This is a genomic window from Halobacillus salinarum (assembly GCF_022919095.1).
GTDB classification, from domain to species: domain Bacteria; phylum Bacillota; class Bacilli; order Bacillales; family Halobacillaceae; genus Halobacillus_B; species Halobacillus_B salinarum.
In genome coordinates, this window is sequence record NZ_CP095073.1 from 1,329,530 (window position 1) to 1,348,907 (window position 19,378).

A 19,378-nucleotide genomic window follows, 5' to 3' on the forward strand; every position below is an offset into this window, starting at 1 on the left:
ATATTTATGGACAAAAAAACGATGCAAATCCCAGAAAATTTTATATTAGGGGCAGCGATTTCTGCTTGGCAGTCGGAGGGATGGTCAGGAAAAAAGGATACCCAGGATTCTTATATAGACATGTGGTATAAAAATGATAAATACGTATGGCATAACGGCTATGGACCAGCTGTAGCGACTGACTTTAGAAACCGATACAAAGAGGACATCGGCTATATGAAAGAAATAGGGTTAACCCACTTCCGAACTTCGATTAACTGGTCACGCTTTTTAACCGATTACGAAAACGCAGTTGTAGATGAGGAATACGCTGCTTATATCGATGATGTCATCAATGAACTGATAGAAAATGGTGTGGAGCCGATGATCTGCCTGGAACACTACGAAGTACCGGCTGTATTGTTTGAACAATATGGCGGCTGGGGTTCAAAGCAAGTGCTGGAGCTGTTTGTCAACTATGCGGAGAAAGTATTTGAACGATACGGAGACAGGGTCAAGCATTGGTTTACGTTTAATGAGCCCGTGGTTGTTCAGACGCGAGTTTACTTAGACGCGATTCGCTACCCATATGAACAAAATACGAAGAAATGGATGCAGTGGAACTTTAACAAGGGACTTGCCACTGCGAGAGTTGTAAAATTATTCAAAGAACTGGAACTCAAAGAAAAATACGGTGCGAAGATCGGTGTTATTTTAAACCCTGAAGTTACTTATGCACGCTCAACCGCAGAGCATGACCAGAAAGCAGCTCGGATGTACGATCTGCTCTTTAACCGTACGTTTCTTGACCCGGCGATTCATGGAACCTATCCACAGGAATTGTTTGAAGTGATGGATACTCACGGCATCACCTTTGATTATACAGAGGATGAGCTGCAGACGATTAAAGAAAATAGAGTCGATTATGTTGGTCTTAACCTGTACTTCCCTCACCGTGTGAAAGCACGTACGTCTGCCTGGAATGATGATATTCCTTTTCATCCAGAATTTTATTATGAAAAATTCGACCTCCCCGGTAAAAAGATGAATCCATACAGAGGCTGGGAAATTTACCCTCAGATTATGTATGATATGGCTATGAGAATGAAAACTGAATATGGCAACATTGAATGGTTCATCGCTGAGAACGGGATGGGAGTGGAAAATGAGAAACGCTTCAAAAATGAAGCAGGAATGATTGTCGATGATTATCGAATCGAATTCATAAGCGAACATTTAAAATGGCTTTTAAAAGGGGTAGAAGAGGGCTCCAACTGCCACGGGTATATGCTTTGGGCTTTCTCGGATAACGTATCACCGATGAACGCCTTTAAGAATCGCTACGGTTTAGTAGAAATAGATTTAGAGAACAATCGAAACCGCTCCTTAAAAAAGTCTGCCCATTGGTACCAGCGAATTATTGAGACCAGCCAATTCGAGGCAGCACGTGAAGATGAATATAAATAATAGAAGGAGGAGGGACAGACCTCCTCTTTTTTTAAAAATGAAGAGTAAAGTAAGGGAGATGCTATGGAAACCTATATCACCTTCGATTTGGGAGGCACCTATACTAAATTTGCTTTGATCGATGCACAAGCGGAGCTATTGGAGACAGGAAGGCAAAAGACGCCGAAAACCTTGGATTCGTTAATTGCTTTTATGAAGGAATATGCGGATAAACATCCGGAAGCGAGTGGAATTGCCATAAGCAGTCCAGGGGCGGTGTCAGAAGAGGGAATCGTCTACGGCTCAAGCGCAATCAACTATTTGCACGGCCCTAATATTAAGGAGCTAGTTGAAAAAGAAACGAAGAAGGCAGTGCACATAGAAAATGATGCCAACTGCGCAGGATGGGCGGAGCTTTGGAAAGGCGCAGCCAAAGGAAAAAAAGATGTGCTCGTAGTTGTGATCGGTACAGGAATCGGCGGTTCTGTCATCCAAAATGGCGAGGTCTATAAGGGGAAAAATCTTCACGCTGGAGAATTTGGTTATATGCTTATTTCCAATCAAATAAGAAACAGCAATGATGTTTGGAGCCGTGTCGCATCTACCCAGGCCATGGTCAGAAAAGTGGCGGAAGCGAAGCAGCTTACGGAAGAAGAGCTCACCGGGGAGCAGATATTTCAGTGGGCAGAGCAAGGCGACCCCGTTTCACTTCAGGCGATCGATGAATTCTATTATTTGTTAGCCGCAGGTCTCTACAATCTCCAATACAGTCACGATCCTGAATTGATCTTGATCGGGGCGGGATCAGTGCCCGTCCAGAGTTAATCGATAGAGTGAAAGAAAAACTTGAAGAGATCGTAGATAAAATAGATTTGGCCAAAATTACCCCCTCTATTGCTTCCTGCCATTTCCGGCAAAATGCCAACTTGCTGGGAGCTGTCTATGCTTTTATGGTGCGTAAGAAGAAGTAGCCTCCAAGACTCTTTCGCTAAATTGCAGAAATCTCGGAAAACGGTTACAATTTAAGTAGTGACTAGTTATGAGAGCAGATTATAGGATGATGGGTGAAAAGCTATGACACAAAAGATTCAAATCGGGAAGCTTGCCATGCTTGTTGCATCGCTCACACCTGATGAACTGGAGCCATTTATGCCTGCCCTTGGTGAAGTGAGTTACTGCCAGGGAAAAGCAGGATCCATGGAGGTTCAAAAGGTGATTGCAGCGGTGGAAACAGCTGCCAAGCGAAACGGCATCATTAAAGAAAATGTGTATCGGGAAACACATGCCTTGTATCATGCCATTCTGGAATCATTGGAAGGCGTCATGCGTGGACAGCTCGGCGTGGGAAATATGATGCGGACGGTCGGACTGCGCTTTGCTATCGTCCGCGGTGAGCCTTATGAGCATGAGAAAGAAGGCGAATGGATTGCCGTAGCGTTTTACGGAACGATCGGAGCTCCTGTAAAAGGTTTGGAACACGAGACATTTGGACTGGGCATCAATCATATATAAAGAATAAGACGCCTATAGTTATTAGCGAAGAGAAGGCGGCAATGGCATACGTATGTCATTGTCGCTTTCTTTATGGTCTGAAAACTCGTTCGAAGAAACTTTTTGGCTCTGTTCCTAAGGGGGGAGATAAAATGGTCGAACTGAACGGAGAAGATTTAACGTTAGAACAAATGAAAGCGATTTGTCTCAATAACGATCCTGTTGCAATTGCGCCTGAAAGCCTGACTAAGGTGAGATCCAGCCGCAAGGTCGTGCAAGGGATTGTGGAAAGAAAAGAACAAGTCTATGGAATCAATACAGGTTTTGGAAAATTAAGTGATGTGGCCATTGCAGACCAGGATGTGGACCGGCTACAGCTTCACTTAATTCGCTCACATGCCTGCGGAGTGGGAGACCCATTCCCGGAACGCGTAAGCCGGGCGATGGTAGTGCTGAGGCTGAATGCGCTGTTGAAGGGTTATTCTGGTGTTCGGGAAGGTGTAGTCACACGGCTTGCTGAATTAGTAAACAAAGGCATTCATCCGGTAATCCCATCTCAAGGCTCACTCGGCGCCTCAGGCGATCTTGCACCGCTTTCCCACCTGGCTCTCGTACTTATCGGTGAAGGGAAAGTTTTTTATAAAGGAAATATTGAAGACACAAAGCAAGTGTATCAGCGATTAAATATGAAGTCTCTGCATTTGAAAGCAAAGGAAGGACTCGCTCTTATCAATGGTACCCAGGCGATGACGGCTGTGGGAGTTATGAACTGGCTGGAAGCATCCAAACTCGCAGATGCGAGCCATTGGATAGCATCGATGACTTTGGAAGCTTTAGAAGGCATTATTGATGCGTTTCACCCTGCGATTCATGAAGCGAGAGGCTATCCAGAACAAATGGAAGCAGCTGAAAAAGTTCGTAGTATCACAAAAGGCAGCGGGCTTATAACCCATCAAGGTGAGAGGCGTGTCCAGGATGCTTATTCGCTTCGTTGTATACCTCAAGTGCACGGAGCTTCCATGCAAAGTTTTAACTATGTAAAGGAGAAGCTTACGATTGAAATGAATGCGGCTACAGATAATCCGCTCATTCTAGACGATGGCAAGCTTGTTGTTTCCGGAGGGAACTTTCATGGTCAGCCGATTGCCTTAGCGATGGATTTTATGAAGATTGGGGCAGCGGAACTGGCGAATATTTCTGAACGTCGAGTGGAAAGACTCGTCAATCCTCAGTTGAATGATTTACCTGCATTCTTAAGTCCAAATCCTGGTCTGCAATCCGGAGCCATGATTATGCAGTATTCTGCAGCGTCGCTCGTTTCTGAAAACAAGACGCTAGCACATCCGGCAAGTGTCGATTCCATTCCTTCTTCAGCTAATCAGGAAGATCACGTCAGCATGGGAACGATTGGAGCAAGGCACGCTTCCCAAATCATTGGCAATGCTTACAGAGTAATGGCCATTGAATTAATTTGTGCCATGCAGGCGCTTGAATACCGCGGTGTCCATAAAGCTGCACCAAAGGTACAAAAGTTGTATAAAAAAGCAAGAACTGTCGTGCCATCGATTACTGTGGACCGGGTTTTCTCAGAAGATATTGAACGCCTCACGGAATGGTTGAAAGGTGATGGCTTTGACTGGAATGATTTCGAGCCGGAGGATGTAAAAGGGGGAGAATACTATGTCGACCACGCGTAAGCTTAAAGCGTCAAGAGGGACAGAGATCGAATGCAAGGGCTGGGAACAAGAAGCGGTGCTGCGAATGCTCCACAATAATTTGGATCCGGAAGTAGCCGAAAATCCTGATGAATTGGTGGTCTATGGGGGAATTGGCAAGGCAGCAAGAAACTGGGAGGCATTTGAAGCCATTGCGAAAACGTTAAAGCGTTTAGAGTCTGATGAAACAATGCTGGTTCAGTCAGGGAAACCGGTCGGAGTTTTTAAAACGCACGAAGCTGCTCCAAGAGTCTTGTTGTCTAATTCTGTGCTTGTGCCTAAATGGGCCAACTGGGAGCATTTTCACGAATTAGATCAAAAAGGACTGATGATGTACGGTCAAATGACAGCCGGAAGCTGGATCTATATTGGTTCACAGGGGATTTTGCAAGGAACCTACGAAACCTTTGCCGCGCTTTCTGAGAAACACTTTCAAGGATCCTTGAAAGGCACGCTGACTTTAACAGCCGGCTTAGGCGGGATGGGAGGCGCCCAGCCGCTCGCGGTCACGATGAACGGAGGCGTTGTCATCGGTGTAGAAGTCGACCCTGCTAGAATTGATAAGCGAATCAAATCAGGATACTGTGACAGGATAACTGAATCACTGGACGAAGCGGTACAATGGGCACAGGAGGCGAGGGAGCACGAACAAGCACTGTCCATTGGTCTCGTTGGGAACGCTGCAGAGATTCATCACGAACTCTTAAAAAGAAAGATAAAGGTGGATATTGTGACTGATCAGACCTCTGCTCATGACCCGCTCAACGGCTATGTGCCTGAGTCCTACACTTTGGAAGAGGCTGCCGAGTTAAGAAAAGAACAACCGGAAATATACGTGCAGCTTGCCTCTAAATCAATGGCACGTCATGTGGAAGCGATGCTGGAATTTCAAAGTCGAGGTTCCATCGTATTTGATTATGGCAACAATATCCGTCAAGTCGCTTTAGACGAAGGAGTGAAGAATGCTTTCGATTTTCCTGGCTTTGTGCCTGCTTACATTCGGCCGCTGTTTTGCGAAGGTAAAGGGCCGTTTCGCTGGGTCGCATTATCCGGAGATGAAAAAGACATTTATCGTACGGATGAATTAATGAAAGAATTGTTCCCGGAAAACAAGAAGCTGATGAGATGGATTGATATGGCTCAGGAAAAAGTGAAGTTTCAAGGTCTTCCGTCCAGGATTTGCTGGCTTGGCTACGGGGAACGGGCCAAATTTGGGCTTGCGCTTAATGAACTGGTCCGGCGCGGAGAGTTGAAAGCGCCTGTGGTCATCGGTCGTGATCATTTAGATTGTGGCTCGGTTGCTTCCCCGAATCGGGAAACGGAGGCGATGAAAGACGGCAGCGATGCAGTAGGGGACTGGGCAGTATTGAACGCTTTAATTAATACCGCTGCAGGAGGTTCCTGGATTTCTTTTCACCATGGAGGCGGTGTTGGGATGGGGTATTCCCTGCATGCCGGAATGGTCATCGTAGCTGATGGCACAGAGCTTGCTAAAGAACGTCTGGAAAGAGTATTAACGACCGACCCGGGTATGGGAATCATACGCCATGCCGATGCAGGATATGAAAAAGCAGAGCAAGTGGCCGGCTGCCACAATATTGATATTCCAATGAATCCATAACAAGGAGGGGAACCTATTGACTTATGATACGATCATTGAAAATATAGGACAATTCATTTTACCAAAAGCTGCGGATCATCCTTTAAAAGGAGAAGACATGAAACGCCTCGAAATCAGAGAAAATGCTGCTATTGCTACTAAGAACGGCAAAGTAGAATGGATCGGGACCCATGTCGATGCTCAGCGAATGGAAACGGAAAACCGGGTGGATGCGGAAGGAAAAGTCGTTTCTCCAGGTCTGGTTGACCCTCACACTCACTTAGTATTCGGTGGCTCCCGTGAAGAAGAGCTGGCCCTGAAACAAGCGGGAGTACCGTACTTGGAGATCTTAAAGCGCGGCGGTGGAATTTTATCCACCGTCAAAGCTACGCGCGAAGCGTCAGAAGAAACTTTATTTGCAAAAAGCAAGCAGTCTTTAAAGCGAATAGCTTCTTATGGAGTAACGACGCTCGAAGCTAAAAGCGGCTATGGATTAAATAGAGAAACGGAATTAAAGCAGCTCCGTGTCGTCAAGCGGTTAAAGAAAACCACGGTTCTCGATCTTGTGTCTACCTTCCTTGGGCCGCATGCGATCCCACCAGAATCAAAGGAGGATCCCGAGGCGTTTCTCCAGGAAATGATCGCTATGCTTCCACATATTAAAGAAGAAGAGCTGGCGGAATTTACGGATGTTTTTTGTGAAACGGGTGTGTTTACCATTGATCAGGCGAAAAGGTTTATGGAAGCCTCCATGGCAAACGGTCTGACCCCTAAAATCCATGCGGATGAAATTGATCCGCTTGGCGGTACAGAATTAGCCTGTCAAACTGGGGCAATATCTGCCGATCACCTTGTAGCAGCGTCAGATGAAGGAATGACTGCTCTTGCCTTATCTGATACAGTGGCAGTCCTTTTGCCAGGGACCACATTTTATCTTGGTAAAGATCATTACGCGAATGCGCGAGGGATGATCGATCGAGGGGCATCGGTTGCGTTGGCGACGGATTTCAATCCGGGCAGCTGTGTTACAGAAAACTTGCAATTGGTGATGTCTCTGGCTGCTCTTAAGCTTAAAATGACTCCGGAAGAAATCTGGAATGCAGTTACGGTTAATGCGGCTCATGCCATCGGAAAAGGCACTTCTGCAGGTGTGCTAGCACCAGGAAGAAAGGCAGATATCGTCGTTTGGGACGTACCTAATTATAAATATATTCCTTACCATTATGGAGTGAATCACGCGATGCTTGTGATGAAAGCAGGAGAGGTGATCTGGAAGCGAGGTGACGCGGATGTCTTTTCAATACCTGAAACCGGCCGGGTCGACTCTGTTTAAGGATCGCTATACGCAAAAGGTCGATGAAAATCTGCAGCCTTACGATCAAGGAATAAAAGGGGAAGTGGGTATCATTGGACTGCCTTCTTCCAAGTCCTCGATCTCCTTATCCATGGCTCAGGAAGCTCCAAAAACGATTCGAAAAGCACTCGGAGCCTTCAGCACGTATTCGTTAGAAAAAGACGAGGATTACAAGGATATGAAGATCATTGATTTTGGCGATGTGGCGGTTCATCCCACTTCGATTGAAGAAACCCTGCATCGTTTAAATACCAGTGTCACAGAGATGCTGGAAACGAAAGCCTGTGAAAAGCATGTGGTGATCGGTGGAGATCACGGGATCAGCTATCCTTCTATTGAGGCTTTTCATAACAAGTTTGGTCGTATAGGAGTAATCCAGTGGGATGCACACCATGATGTCCGTAATCTTAAAGATGGCGGAAGAACAAATGGAACACCTTTTCGCAGCCTTTTAGAAGAAGGGATTCTAAATGGCGAAGACCTTGTGCAGGTGGGGATTCGTGATTTTTCGAACGCCAAAGAATACGGGGATTACGCTAAGAAACAAGGCGTACATGTTTATACGATGGGGGATGTGGAGGATAAAGGTTTAAATTCGATCATTACCCAGGAAATGGACCGTTTAGCGAAAGAGGTGCATTTGATTTATCTGTCAGTGGATATGGATGTTGTCGATCAGGCCTTTGCCCCGGGTTGTCCTGCTGTTGGTCCGGGAGGTCTTACGAGCCGGGAACTGCTCTCAAGCATTTCTCAAGCAGCCAAGCATCCGTTGGTAAAAACGATGGATATCGTAGAAGTTGATCCCTCTAAAGATGTGCGGGATATTACAAGCAGACTTGCTGCGCACGTAATGATGCGGTTTATGTTTCAATAATGAAGTACCTCCGTGAGAAAAACGGGGGACTTTTTTTAGCAGAAAAGGGTATCGGTAGTTAAGTGATTAAGAAACTGCAGGAAAGAATAGAATAGGAACAATCATACAGATTGGCTGGAAGGGGGGGCAGGAATATGGAAGAACCTGATTTTGCTAAAGGTTGTCTATGGGGAACAGTCATTTCTCTCCCGCTTTGGATCCTTGCTCTCCTGACTGCCTGGAAGGTCTTTAAATAATAGCTTAGGTTACATTTTAAGAACTGGATCGTTAGTTGTAGTAAAATAAAAAATCATTTCCCCATATCTTTTTGCTGCCCTCATCCGTTTATTAGGGTGAGAGGATGGAAAGGAGTCGAGTTGGATGGACCAATCAGCAATAATTTCGGATTCGAACGGCAAGGAACTACCTGAGGATTGGCACCAGCAGTTAACGAAGTATACGTCATTTCTTTCAAAAAACGGTTGGGATGGAGAAGATCTGGCACAAGAGGCAGCTGCGAAGGCCTTTCAACACTATGCTGTGGAACAAATAACGATGTCGTTATTGAAAAAAATGGCTTACCACACTTGGGTTGATCTGGTTAGAAAAAGAAGCAGGGAAGCCATCGTAGAACAGCTTCCGATTTCTAAAGAGCTCCACGATCACAATAATTGTGAGAAACAGATGGAATCAGTAGAAGATCTGCTTGGAAAGGTCACTCCAAAGCAGGCGGTTGTTTTATTGCTTAAGGAATCTTTTCATTATCAAGTGAAGGAGATTGCTGAAGTAATGAACACTTCAGAAGAAGCTGTGAAAGCTGTATTGTTTAGAGCGAGAAACCGTATCGCTAAACGAACAGAAATCAGCAAGCCTGTCATTGAACCGAACACCTCTGCTGAATTATATCCTTTGATCTACGAAGCACTACAAAGGAACGACCCGAGCCGTCTGCTGGAAAAAATCCCGAAACTCGACGTTTTTGCAGGACTACACTCCCTTTCTACAAATCACTCCCTCTCCCTTATGGCTGCCTAAGCTTAATAAGGTATGGAGGTAACAATGGCTGCAATTCCTTATGTTATTGAACAATCGAAACACGGTGAACGTTCGTATGATATTTATTCACGGCTGTTAAAGGACCGCATCGTCATCTTAGGGGATGAAATAAACGATCAGATTGCCAATACGATTGTGGCTCAGCTTTTATTTCTGTCAGCTGACGACCCGGATAAGGATATATCACTTTATATTAATAGTCCGGGAGGTTCGACATCAGCAGGCTTTGCGATTTTCGATACGATGCAGCATATCAAGCCTGACGTTCGGACGATTTGCACCGGAATGGCCGCATCTTTCGGAGCTGTATTGCTGCTTGCGGGAGCTAAAGGAAAGCGGTATGCGCTTCCAAACAGCGAAGTCATGATTCACCAGCCCCTTGGCGGCGCAAAAGGACAGGCGACAGATATTGAAATTTCAGCTCGACGGATCCTTAAACTGAAGGAGCACGTGACGAATATTATCGCAGAGCGAACGGGGCAGCCGGCAGAGAAAGTCCGAGATGATATAGAGCGGGACTATTTCATGAGCGCAGAAGAAGCGAAACAGTATGGGTTAATCGATAAAATTATATAATCAAGAAAAAAGCCTGCTATACTTTCTAAATTAGAGGTGCTGTTAAATTCAATCGTTGATACTCACGAATCGCTTTTCGGGTGGATGCTTGCCGAGGGCGCGGCCCAAAGCTCCCTTGCTCAAGAAGATCACTTGACCAAATGGAACTTCGGCTTGCGCTGTTCCCGAAGGCGTCACCACCGACCGGTCATGGTGAAAGTATAAGAGAAGCCGGATTGGACGATTTTATCGTCCAATTCGGCTCCTTTTTTTATGCATGAAATTCAGTGGCATTGAGATAGCATGCAAGCTTTTTTGATTTCTGGAAGGCAGAGAAAAATTATTTCTTCAATAAGATCATATTCCCGCCACTTTTTCATTTTCCAAGCTAACTAAATCCCGAAAATAAGGATTGTGCTTATCCGATAATCATCGCTTCTTTTGGATAACGGAAATTATCCTTTACAACTTTTCCTCTAATAATGAATAAGAAGGAGAAGATTCCAATTCGTCCGATAAACATGAGAGCGATGATAATTAATTTTCCTCCTGTATGCAAATCAGGGGTGATGCCCATCGACAAGCCTGTCGTACCGAAAGCAGAACACGCTTCAAACACGATTTGGATGAGTGTAAACTGCGGCTCCAGGACATTTAATAAAATTATCGAAATGCCGCATATCATGATGGCTGTATTAATCACGATAAATGATCGAAAAATATCTTCTGACATGATTTCCCGTTTAAATACACGGACACGGCTTTTTCCCCGGGCATAGGAGATAATGCTGATGATCATAATGGCGAAAGTAGTCGTCCGAATTCCGCCTCCGACGCTGCTCGGAGATGCTCCGATAAACATGAGCACACAAATAACCAGCAGGGTAGGAAGACTAAATGAACTGACATCCATCGTAGCCAAGCCGCCATTTCTCGTCGTTACTGATTGAAACAGCGAGAAAAAAAGTGACTCGTGCCATGATTTATCTGCAAAGAAATGCGTGCGGTCAAAAAGAAATATCAATAATGCCCCAACGGCGACTAGTGCTGCAAACGTTGTAGAAGTAAGCTTCGTAAATAATGAAAAATTAAAGAAATCCCCAGGTTTTTTCGTTAAATAATCCTTTACTTCAATAAGGACGGGAAAACCAATAGCTCCCAAGGTCAACAGAAGCATGTTTACAAACTGCACGAAGTAATCGTGCTCAAACATGACGAGAGACGAGCCGGTGATATCGAATCCAGCGTTTGTTGTCGCACTGACTGAAGCAAACATTCCCTGGACAAAGGCTTCTCCTACGGTGGGAAAATATTCTGTGAAGTAGAGACCAAGAACGAGAGCTCCGACAATTTCGATTGCAATAATAATGACAAGAATTTGCCGGATCAGTCGTACGAGCCCGGAAAATGTTGTGCGGTTTTGGTCAGTTTTTATAAGCTCTCTTCTCTTCAAGCCGATCTTTTTACCCATGATCATCCATATAAACGTCCCGAGTGTCATGATGCCGATCCCGCCGAATTGAAGGATAAACATAATAACAAAGTATCCGGCCGTATTAAAGGTTTCCTGAGTAGGGACGACAGTCAGTCCTGTCACACTTACAGCGCTTACAGCCGTGAACAAACTATCAATAAAGCTGATCGGTTCCCCGTCTTTGTGAAGAAATGGCAGACTGATGAGCAGCGTAGAGATCATTACGGCTGATATGTAGAATATAACTATGATTTGAAAAGGTGAAAGCCGGTCAAATAAATGGCTGACCTTTAACATAGACATGCGTTTCATAATGGTACTCCTTAATCATACGAAGGGTTCTGCTTCGTTCTGGAAATAAAGCAGTCATCATGGATTTTATAGATTTACGGAGCGGTTGGCAAGACCAAGGAGCGAAATTTACGCAGGAAACAGCGAATAATGTCTATAAATAAGTGAAAGTTAGTTAAAAAACAGGCTGCTGTTTATATATTTATTGAAATAAAGCGTTCCTTTTCACTATCATATGGTTATAACTTAAAGCAGGAAAGAGGAAGACGAAGACTTATGGATATTCATCATCTGCAATATTTTATCGAAGTATCACGATTCAACAGCTTTACAAAGGCTGCAGACCATTTATATGTCACCCAGCCAACGATCAGCAAGATGATTAAAAATCTGGAAACAGAGCTTGGTGTCGAATTATTCGACCGTTCCCACCGGAAGTTAGTGTTGACGGATGCCGGCCGAGTGATCCTTGAGCAGGCGCAAATCATTGATAAAGCTTTTAAAAACCTGCAGACTGAACTGGATGACTTGTTAGGTTTACAGAAAGGACACATTCGTATTGGTCTGCCACCCATCATGGATGCTGACCAATTCATTCGTATTCTTGGTGATTTCCATCATAAATATCCAAATATTACGTTCCAGCTCGTGGAGGATGGGGCGAAGAAGATTGAGGAGAATGTGAATCAGGAAGAATTGGATGCCGGTATTACCGTAATGCCGACGCAGGAGGAGCACTTTCATTACTTTTCCTTTATGAAAGAAGAGCTTAAGCTAGTCGTTCCTCCCACTCACCGATTAGCCTCAAGAAAGCAAGTGAAACTGGAAGAGCTTGAAGATGAACAGTTCATTCTTTTTAATAAAGACTTTGTGATTAATGATAAAATTACCACCTCCTGTAAAGAAGCAGGTTTTATCCCGAAAGTTGTTTCTGAAAGCTCGCAGTGGGATTTTATTGGGAAAATGATCGCCTCCAATTTAGGTGTTTCGATACTACCATACAGCGTATCTCAGTTGTTAAAGGAAGAAGTCTGCGTAATCAAAGTAGTGAAACCAACTATAGAATGGGATCTTGCACTTATTTGGCGTAAAGATCATTACTTATCTTATGCAACTAAAGAATGGCTGAAATTCATTCAGAATGCGCTCGCTACACCATAGGAATAAACCAATCCGTTAATGGGTTGTGTTTTCAGCTGGTAGAAAAACGCTATAGTTTTTTTACCAGCTGTTTTTATGCCTCATGATAGCTGGCTCTGCTGAAATACGAAGAGTCTTTTTCTTGTTCTGAAAGGCGGCAGCCATTAACACCTGTTCTCGAACATTTTCCTTTCCACGGAATGGCAATAGTGCAGCCTGTACAGTTTTAGTGAATCTGCGAAGCCGAGCTCAATTTTTTCTTTTCTTATCCGGTAAATCCATTTCCTCTTGGTGGATAAACGGTTTAAACGAACCTGTTTACACGCTGAAAAATGAAAGTAAAAAAACTGCCAAGTAACTTTTTCGACATTCTTGCAATCCTTAAATGGGTTGTTTTTTAGGATTTTTGACTCCCCCTTTTAAAACTACCTCCCCTTTACGCCATGCGGATTGGGAATCCTTGAAACCATTTACATAGATAATGTCTATTCCAAGCATGATCGATAACTATTTCACTTTCCTTACAGTCGGTTTTACACTCAATATATAACCAACAACAAAGCCAATCACAGAGAGGAAAGATTGATAAATGGAAGCTAAAAGTCCAAAAGAAAGTTTAATCGTAAATACAGACCAGGTCATGATTAATGATTTAAATAATTATAATACTTTATTTGGTGGAGTACTGATGAAGAAACTTGATAACAACGCTACTTTATCAGCTAGACGGCACGCTCGGGTGAAAGAATGTGTGACAGCATCAACAGACTCCATTGATTTTCTTCACCCTATTCACCAGACAGACTCTGTTTGTGTGGAATCCTTCGTGTCATATACAGGCAATCGTTCGATGGAAATCTTTTGTAAGGTTATTGCTGAAGATATGATTACCGGAGAAAGACGGATGGCAGCTACAGCCTTTTTAACCTTCGTTGCCCTTGACGAAGATAAAAAACCGGTTCAGGTTCCTGATGTGGTACCTGAGACGGAGGAAGAGAAATTTCTTTATGAATCAGGGGAAGAACGGGCAAAAACACGACGCATCCGCCGTAAACACAGTAAAGAGCTTACGGAAATCATCGGACTTGAAAAACCATGGGAGAAGGAGGGCGAATACGTTGGTACAAACGCTAGCCAGTCTTAAGGAATTAAGGGATGCCAAAGAAGATATTGTTCAATTAAAAAAGACCCACCCTGATCTTTTTGAAGACCTTCTCCACGTCGTCAGTCTGACCCGGCAGCTGCAAATAAAGTATGGATATATGGGCAGTCTATTGATGGATGAAGATATGGATGAATTTAAACCGGAATATGTAAAGGATTCGATCCTTTCCCTTTACCAGCAGGAAGTGAAAAAACTGCTCCGTCATAAGGAAGTAGGTCTGGTCAAAGACCTAATGGAAAAACACCGTAACATCGGGGATCCTAAATTATTTTTACTCATACTTGGAGCGAAACCAGAAGTATTACAAGGATCAACGATCTTTAAATAATTCAGCCATCTAACGCTTTAGGAACGAAAATGTAATGAAAAAAACCGCCTTTCGAGTGAGTTCGATCGAAAAACTTTCCCGGAAAGGCGGTTTTTGATTTAACTTTTTTGAGGTTTCAGACGATATTGGATAAAAAGAGACTTTTAAAGGAGTTATCTATGGCTGCCAATCATCGTACTAGTTTTATCACAAAGGATGGACGCGAATTTACCAGCGAAGCAGAAGCTAAAAAATATGTGCACAACCGCAGAAGCCAAACAATATTCGGAAAAATACTGAATCAGCTGGTCAGTAAAATAAAGTAAAAACCGCCCGATAGGCGGTTTTTTTATTTTCCAAAATTAACAATCATATTGTGAACCTTTTGAACTTCTGAATCGGACATGACCATCAAATACATCCCGTTACTCATCGTTCCTGTGCCACTCATCTGATAAGTGGAGGATTGCTTGCGGGCACTACCGTAGTTCATCGCGAGCCTGCGCATGTCTGAAAACTCCATATTTGTCGTGACATTATTTCCAAGCACATCCATGACATCCCTTATTTGGTTCATCATGTTCAGGCTTGCTCCTTTATCGACAATGGCTGTAATCACTTTCCGCTGCCGTTCATTCCTCCCAAGATCTCCTTGTGGGTCTTGTTTACGCATACGTACGTAGGATAAGGCCTGCTTTCCGTTCAAGTGCTGTTTTCCAACTGGGAAATTGTAGCCTCCCTGCGAGAATGCACGGTCATTTGTGATCGTCACTCCGTTTACGGAATCGACAAGTTGAGATAGTCCTTCCATATTTACACGAACATAATAATCAAGATCAACATCGAGAAAATTTTCGACCGTATCGACTGACATTTCACTTCCGCCGTAGGCGTAAGAGTGATTGATACGGGTGATCCGTCCGTCACCAATGATTTTTGTTTTAGTGTCACGCGGGATACTGACCAGCTGCATTTGATCATGATCAGGATCCAAGGTGAGGACGATCATCGTATCAGATCTTCCTTTATCATTCTGCCGCTCATCTACTCCCAGCAAGAGAATGTGGAGAGGTTCCTTATTTTTAACCTTTTTCTTCGTCACCGATGTGTCAATGGATGCCACATCTTTATGTAATTGCGTATTAACGGTAGATCTTACGTCATGAAAGATCGAATAAACGTAGCCTCCGCCTGCAAGGAGCACGAGTAACAAGACAAGAAGGAGGATTTTCCACCATTTGCCTTTCTTTCGCTTCTGTTTATTTTTTTCTATTCTTCCCATCGATTCACCCCAAATTAACTAGATTTTCCTTTTATTATACGTTTAGCGTCGAATAAAGTAAAAGCTATTTTTTTGAGTCGTAAGCCCTATCCAAGCATTTCCGCTTCCTAACGGAAAAAGTGTACGTGTATATGAAAGCGCTTATAAAATACAATGATGATAGATCAAATTTGAGAGATTTACAGGAGGAATGAAGAATGAAGCGGATTTTACTAGCCTGCTCAGCAGGTATGTCCACTAGTCTATTAGTTACAAAAATGCAGGAGGCAGCACAAACGAAAGGTGTCGAATGTGAGATTTGGGCAGTTGCTCAAGATCGTGCGATGAAAGATATGGAAAAAGCAGATGTGCTGTTAATCGGTCCACAGATGAGGTTCATGAAAAGGAAATTTGAGAAAACAGCTGGTGAAGTAGGGATTCCGGTGGACATTATTGATCCAATGGCCTACGGGCGTGTAGATGGGGAAGCTGTTCTTAGTAAAGCTTTAGATTTAATCGGTTAATTCGTAACGATGAGGAGGATCTATTAAAGTGAACAAATTCATGGAAGTATTAGAGAATTTCTTAATGCCCGTTGCTGATAGGTTAAATAACAATCGTTACTTGACGGCCCTCAGGGACGGATTTATGGTTGCTCTTCCAATCATTATTTTTGGTTCAATTTTTGTCGTCATTGCCAATCTCCCTTTTCTTGACGCTCTCATTGGGGAGGATGCTTATAAAGAATACCAGCGTGTGCTTGGTCCAGCTTCAGCGGGTACGCTGTCGATTATGGCGACTTTTGTCATTGTCGGCATAGGCTATAAGCTAACTGAGCAGTACGGGGGAGAAGCGATTTATGGCGGCGTTACCGCACTTGCTGCCTTTCTGATTTTAACTCCTCAGGTAGTGGATGATGTAACAGGAGTCATTTCAACAGAAAGCCTTGGTTCGAAAGGAATGTTCGTGGGTATTTTTACAGCGTTTATTTCAGCTGAGCTTTATCGATATTTTGTAGGGAAAGATTTAACGATAAAAATGCCGTCTGGTGTACCGGGAGCTGTATCGAGATCATTCAGCGCTCTTTTGCCGATCACCTTTACACTGACGATATTTCTCGGAATTCGTATTTTATTTCTCTATACGCCTTTTGAAACTGTACAGAACTTTATTTATACCGTGGTGCAGGCTCCTTTAACTGCCTTAAGCAGCGGCTTGCCTGCAACAATAGTGGCGGTTTTAATGATTCAGATCTTCTGGTTCTTTGGGCTGCACGGTCAGATTATCGTGAACTCCGTAATGGACCCAATTTGGTATTCCCTCGCTAACGAAAATCTGGATGCCTTTAAAGCAGGAGAACAGCTGCCGCATATCGTAAATAAACAATTTATTGACTCTTTTATCGTAGGGATGGGCGGTTCAGGGATGACGCTTGCTGTGATCATTGGAATATTTCTGATAGGAAAAAGCCGCCAGTTGAAAGAGCTGGGTAAATTAGGGGCTCCTGCAGGAATATTTAACGTAAATGAACCGATTATCTTTGGTTTACCGATCATTATGAATCCCATTGTCTTTATTCCTTGGATGCTTGCTCCTGTTATTGTGACGATCATCACGTATGGTGCTATGGCCACAGGCATCGTACCGCCGCCTACCGGGGTTATTGTTCCGTGGACAACACCAACGATCCTCAATGGAGCCATTGCTACGAACTCATGGCAGGGTGGAGTGCTGCAGGCTTTTAACATTGGTGTTGTTTTCTTGGTCTGGTGGCCGTTTTTACAAGTGCTTGATAAACGCTATTATGAATCTGAAGAAGAGGAAGAAACGAGTGGCGAAATACGTCAGTCATCTTGAATCCAGGAGTGAACGAACTTATGGCAGACAATAAAATCACAGAAATTGCTTTTCAAATCATTTTATACGCAGGGAATGGCAAATCAAACGCGATGGAAGCCATTCAGGAAGCTAAGCACGGAAACTTTGGTGATGCGGATCGGTTAATCGAAGAAGCTAGCCAGGAGCTTTCAAAGTCGCACAGGTATCAGACAGAACTCTTACAAGCGGAGGCAAGCGGGAAGGAGAATCCCCTCAATGTCCTGCTTATTCATTCCCAGGACCATCTGATGACCTCAATGACGGTCAGGGATTTGGCTGTTGAGATTATCGAAATCTATCGAACTCGGGAAGGAGAATCATAAGGTATGGCAGTAAAGTATAAGTTTCCAGAGGGATTTTGGTGGGGCAGCGCTACTTCTGCAACACAAATAGAAGGAGCGGCTCACGAAGGCGGAAAAGGGATGAACATTTGGGACTATTGGTACAAACAAGAACCGAATCGCTTTTTTGATGAAGTTGGTCCGGAAACAACTTCGGACTTTTACCATCTTTATAAAGACGATATTGCCCGGATGAAAGAAATCGGTCATACTACGTTTCGTTTCTCGATCTCTTGGGCGAGGCTGATTCCAGGAGGAAGCGGTGACGTAAATGAAGAAGCGGTTTCCTTTTATAATCGCGTTATTGATGAATTGATAGACCAGGAGATTGAACCATTTATTAACTTGTTTCACTTTGACATGCCGCTGGAAATGCAAGAGATGGGCGGATGGGAAAGCAGGGAAGTGGTTGAGTATTATGTGACGTATGCGAAACAGGCCTTTAACTTGTTTGGGGATCGTGTGAAAAAGTGGTTTACGTTTAACGAACCGATCGTCCCGGTAGAAGGGGGATATCTTTACGATTTCCACTATCCAAATGTTGTCGACGCTAGCAGGGCTATTCAGGTTGCCTACAATACAATGATCGCCAGTGCCAAAGCTATTAAAACTTTCCGCTCTACAGACATTCACGAAGGGCAGATAGGGATTATCCTGAACTTGACGCCCTCTTATCCTAGGAGCGAGCATCCAGCTGATTTAAAGGCAGCTAACGCCTGTGATCTGTTCTTTAATCGCAGCTTCCTTGATCCGGCCGTTTTAGGGAAATTTCCACAGGGGTTAATCGCTTTATTAGAAGAGCATGGCCACCTTCCAGAGACAAAGGAAGGAGACGAGTCGCTGCTTAATGAAAATACAGTGGACTTATTAGGAGTTAATTATTATCAGCCGCGTCGTGTGAAAGCTAAAGAGCACCTGCCGAATCCATATGGTCCATTTATGCCGGATTGGTTCTTTGATCCTTATGAAATGCCGGGAAGAAAGATGAATAAGTATCGCGGCTGGGAGATCTATGAAAAAGGAATCTACGACATCATGGTGAATCTTAAAGAAAATTACGGAAACATTCCTTCCTTTATCTCTGAAAATGGTATGGGAGTACAGGATGAAGAGCGTTTCATAGAAGATGGACGCATTGAAGATGATTACCGAATCGATTTTATTAAAGGGCATTTAAGATGGCTGAACAAGGCGATCCAAGAGGGCTGCAATGCAAAGGGATACCATCTTTGGTCGTTTATGGATAACTGGTCATGGATGAACGCCTACAAAAACCGCTATGGATTTTTCTCTGTAGATTTGGAAACCAAAGAGCGAAAGCCAAAGAAGAGTGCGTATTTTATTAAAGAGGTTGCCGAAAAAAACGGATTTTAAAAGATTTAGGAGGAAGAGGTTCTGAATCAATATTCAGGACCTTTTTATCCGATTGGCGACGAATAAGAAAAAGAAGTGAGAGGATGCCATGTGCTGAA

Annotated in this window: 20 protein-coding genes; 18 read left to right on the forward strand and 2 right to left on the reverse strand. The window is 43.8% G+C overall.

From position 1 onward, the window contains the following. The first annotated feature begins 6 nt into the window (after nucleotides 1-6). The 10 genes from MUN89_RS06795 (at nucleotide 7) to clpP (ending at nucleotide 10,070) form a co-directional block, all read left to right on the forward strand. Nucleotides 7-1,446 (forward strand): glycoside hydrolase family 1 protein, encoded by a 1,440-nt coding sequence (locus tag MUN89_RS06795; protein ID WP_244712443.1) that lies wholly within the window; start codon nucleotides 7-9, stop codon nucleotides 1,444-1,446. Nucleotides 1,447-1,509: 63 nt separating this feature from the next. Next, nucleotides 1,510-2,250: an ROK family protein gene (locus tag MUN89_RS06800; RefSeq protein WP_244712445.1), complete on the forward strand. Its 741-nt coding sequence runs from the start codon at nucleotides 1,510-1,512 to the stop codon at nucleotides 2,248-2,250. 8 nt (nucleotides 2,251-2,258) lie between these two features. After that, nucleotides 2,259-2,396: a hypothetical protein gene (locus tag MUN89_RS06805; protein ID WP_244712447.1), complete on the forward strand. Its 138-nt coding sequence runs from the start codon at nucleotides 2,259-2,261 to the stop codon at nucleotides 2,394-2,396. 103 nt (nucleotides 2,397-2,499) lie between these two features. After that, nucleotides 2,500-2,937, forward strand: a complete 438-nt coding sequence (hutP, locus tag MUN89_RS06810; protein WP_244712449.1) for a histidine utilization transcription antiterminator HutP — start codon at nucleotides 2,500-2,502, stop codon at nucleotides 2,935-2,937. Nucleotides 2,938-3,068: 131 nt separating this feature from the next. Beyond that, a complete protein-coding gene (hutH, locus tag MUN89_RS06815) occupies nucleotides 3,069-4,613 on the forward strand; it encodes a histidine ammonia-lyase (protein ID WP_244712450.1) in 1,545 nt (514 codons plus the stop codon). Continuing rightward, nucleotides 4,597-6,252 (forward strand): urocanate hydratase, encoded by a 1,656-nt coding sequence (gene hutU / locus MUN89_RS06820; RefSeq protein WP_244712451.1) that lies wholly within the window; start codon nucleotides 4,597-4,599, stop codon nucleotides 6,250-6,252. The genes hutH and hutU overlap by 17 nt, the downstream gene beginning before the upstream one ends. A gap of 16 nt (nucleotides 6,253-6,268) precedes the next feature. Further along, nucleotides 6,269-7,564 (forward strand): imidazolonepropionase, encoded by a 1,296-nt coding sequence (gene hutI / locus MUN89_RS06825; RefSeq protein WP_244712452.1) that lies wholly within the window; start codon nucleotides 6,269-6,271, stop codon nucleotides 7,562-7,564. Further along, entirely contained in the window at nucleotides 7,521-8,459 is a 939-nt protein-coding gene (gene hutG, locus MUN89_RS06830; RefSeq protein ID WP_244712453.1) for a formimidoylglutamase, read from the forward strand. The genes hutI and hutG overlap by 44 nt, the downstream gene beginning before the upstream one ends. A 360-nt stretch (nucleotides 8,460-8,819) precedes the next feature. Continuing rightward, complete coding sequence (locus tag MUN89_RS06835) at nucleotides 8,820-9,473, forward strand: sigma factor-like helix-turn-helix DNA-binding protein (RefSeq protein ID WP_244712454.1); 654 nt, start codon at nucleotides 8,820-8,822, stop codon at nucleotides 9,471-9,473. Nucleotides 9,474-9,497: 24 nt separating this feature from the next. Beyond that, entirely contained in the window at nucleotides 9,498-10,070 is a 573-nt protein-coding gene (gene clpP / locus MUN89_RS06840; protein ID WP_244712455.1) for an ATP-dependent Clp endopeptidase proteolytic subunit ClpP, read from the forward strand. Between the two features lie 397 nt (nucleotides 10,071-10,467). Here the strand turns inward: clpP and MUN89_RS06845 are convergent, their stop codons facing one another. Then, complete coding sequence (locus tag MUN89_RS06845) at nucleotides 10,468-11,826, reverse strand: TrkH family potassium uptake protein (RefSeq protein ID WP_244713617.1); 1,359 nt, start codon at nucleotides 11,824-11,826, stop codon at nucleotides 10,468-10,470. A gap of 264 nt (nucleotides 11,827-12,090) precedes the next feature. On the opposite strand from MUN89_RS06845, the gene cidR reads away from it, so the two are divergent. The 4 genes from cidR to MUN89_RS06865 all read left to right on the forward strand — a co-directional run bounded on the left by cidR (nucleotide 12,091) and on the right by MUN89_RS06865 (nucleotide 14,752). Continuing rightward, complete coding sequence (cidR, locus tag MUN89_RS06850; RefSeq protein ID WP_244712456.1) at nucleotides 12,091-12,975, forward strand: cidABC operon transcriptional activator CidR; 885 nt, start codon at nucleotides 12,091-12,093, stop codon at nucleotides 12,973-12,975. A gap of 568 nt (nucleotides 12,976-13,543) precedes the next feature. Next, the gene (locus MUN89_RS06855; protein ID WP_244712457.1) at nucleotides 13,544-14,098 is read left to right on the forward strand and encodes an acyl-CoA thioesterase; all 555 of its coding nucleotides are present in this window, start codon (nucleotides 13,544-13,546) and stop codon (nucleotides 14,096-14,098) included. Further along, complete coding sequence (locus MUN89_RS06860) at nucleotides 14,073-14,447, forward strand: hypothetical protein (protein ID WP_244712458.1); 375 nt, start codon at nucleotides 14,073-14,075, stop codon at nucleotides 14,445-14,447. The genes MUN89_RS06855 and MUN89_RS06860 overlap by 26 nt, the downstream gene beginning before the upstream one ends. Nucleotides 14,448-14,605: 158 nt before the next feature. Continuing rightward, complete coding sequence (locus tag MUN89_RS06865) at nucleotides 14,606-14,752, forward strand: hypothetical protein (RefSeq protein WP_244712459.1); 147 nt, start codon at nucleotides 14,606-14,608, stop codon at nucleotides 14,750-14,752. 23 nt (nucleotides 14,753-14,775) lie between these two features. On the opposite strand, the gene MUN89_RS06870 is transcribed toward MUN89_RS06865, so the two are convergent. After that, entirely contained in the window at nucleotides 14,776-15,708 is a 933-nt protein-coding gene (locus MUN89_RS06870; protein WP_244712460.1) for an LCP family glycopolymer transferase, read from the reverse strand. Nucleotides 15,709-15,905: 197 nt separating this feature from the next. On the opposite strand from MUN89_RS06870, the gene MUN89_RS06875 reads away from it, so the two are divergent. From MUN89_RS06875 to MUN89_RS06890, 4 genes are read left to right on the forward strand one after another with little or no spacing between them, the layout of a single operon-like run. Continuing rightward, the gene (locus tag MUN89_RS06875) at nucleotides 15,906-16,211 is read left to right on the forward strand and encodes a PTS sugar transporter subunit IIB (RefSeq protein WP_244712461.1); all 306 of its coding nucleotides are present in this window, start codon (nucleotides 15,906-15,908) and stop codon (nucleotides 16,209-16,211) included. 28 nt (nucleotides 16,212-16,239) lie between these two features. Beyond that, nucleotides 16,240-17,544, forward strand: coding sequence for a PTS cellobiose transporter subunit IIC (gene celB / locus MUN89_RS06880; protein WP_244712462.1), 1,305 nt, complete (start codon nucleotides 16,240-16,242; stop codon nucleotides 17,542-17,544). Nucleotides 17,545-17,564: 20 nt separating this feature from the next. Then, on the forward strand, nucleotides 17,565-17,888 hold the full coding sequence (locus MUN89_RS06885; RefSeq protein WP_244712463.1) for a PTS sugar transporter subunit IIA: 324 nt from the start codon (nucleotides 17,565-17,567) through the stop codon (nucleotides 17,886-17,888). Nucleotides 17,889-17,891: 3 nt separating this feature from the next. Further along, nucleotides 17,892-19,280 (forward strand): glycoside hydrolase family 1 protein, encoded by a 1,389-nt coding sequence (locus MUN89_RS06890; protein ID WP_244712464.1) that lies wholly within the window; start codon nucleotides 17,892-17,894, stop codon nucleotides 19,278-19,280. Nucleotides 19,281-19,378 lie beyond the last annotated feature (98 nt).

What these genes read in the sequence shown, in the direction of transcription:
- MUN89_RS06795 (WP_244712443.1), top strand. Translation starts at nt 7, where the DNA reads ATGGACAAAAAAACGATGCAAATCCCAGAAAATTTTATATTAGGGGCA.
- MUN89_RS06800 (WP_244712445.1), top strand. Translation starts at nt 1,510, where the DNA reads ATGGAAACCTATATCACCTTCGATTTGGGAGGCACCTATACTAAATTT.
- hutP (WP_244712449.1), top strand. Translation starts at nt 2,500, where the DNA reads ATGACACAAAAGATTCAAATCGGGAAGCTTGCCATGCTTGTTGCATCG.
- hutH (WP_244712450.1), top strand. Translation starts at nt 3,069, where the DNA reads ATGGTCGAACTGAACGGAGAAGATTTAACGTTAGAACAAATGAAAGCG.
- hutU (WP_244712451.1), top strand. Translation starts at nt 4,597, where the DNA reads ATGTCGACCACGCGTAAGCTTAAAGCGTCAAGAGGGACAGAGATCGAA.
- hutG (WP_244712453.1), top strand. Translation starts at nt 7,521, where the DNA reads ATGTCTTTTCAATACCTGAAACCGGCCGGGTCGACTCTGTTTAAGGAT.
- MUN89_RS06835 (WP_244712454.1), top strand. Translation starts at nt 8,820, where the DNA reads ATGGACCAATCAGCAATAATTTCGGATTCGAACGGCAAGGAACTACCT.
- clpP (WP_244712455.1), top strand. Translation starts at nt 9,498, where the DNA reads ATGGCTGCAATTCCTTATGTTATTGAACAATCGAAACACGGTGAACGT.
- MUN89_RS06845 (WP_244713617.1), bottom strand. Translation starts at nt 11,826, where the DNA reads ATGTCTATGTTAAAGGTCAGCCATTTATTTGACCGGCTTTCACCTTTT.
- cidR (WP_244712456.1), top strand. Translation starts at nt 12,091, where the DNA reads ATGGATATTCATCATCTGCAATATTTTATCGAAGTATCACGATTCAAC.
- MUN89_RS06855 (WP_244712457.1), top strand. Translation starts at nt 13,544, where the DNA reads ATGGAAGCTAAAAGTCCAAAAGAAAGTTTAATCGTAAATACAGACCAG.
- MUN89_RS06865 (WP_244712459.1), top strand. Translation starts at nt 14,606, where the DNA reads ATGGCTGCCAATCATCGTACTAGTTTTATCACAAAGGATGGACGCGAA.
- MUN89_RS06870 (WP_244712460.1), bottom strand. Translation starts at nt 15,708, where the DNA reads ATGGGAAGAATAGAAAAAAATAAACAGAAGCGAAAGAAAGGCAAATGG.
- MUN89_RS06875 (WP_244712461.1), top strand. Translation starts at nt 15,906, where the DNA reads ATGAAGCGGATTTTACTAGCCTGCTCAGCAGGTATGTCCACTAGTCTA.
- MUN89_RS06885 (WP_244712463.1), top strand. Translation starts at nt 17,565, where the DNA reads ATGGCAGACAATAAAATCACAGAAATTGCTTTTCAAATCATTTTATAC.
- MUN89_RS06890 (WP_244712464.1), top strand. Translation starts at nt 17,892, where the DNA reads ATGGCAGTAAAGTATAAGTTTCCAGAGGGATTTTGGTGGGGCAGCGCT.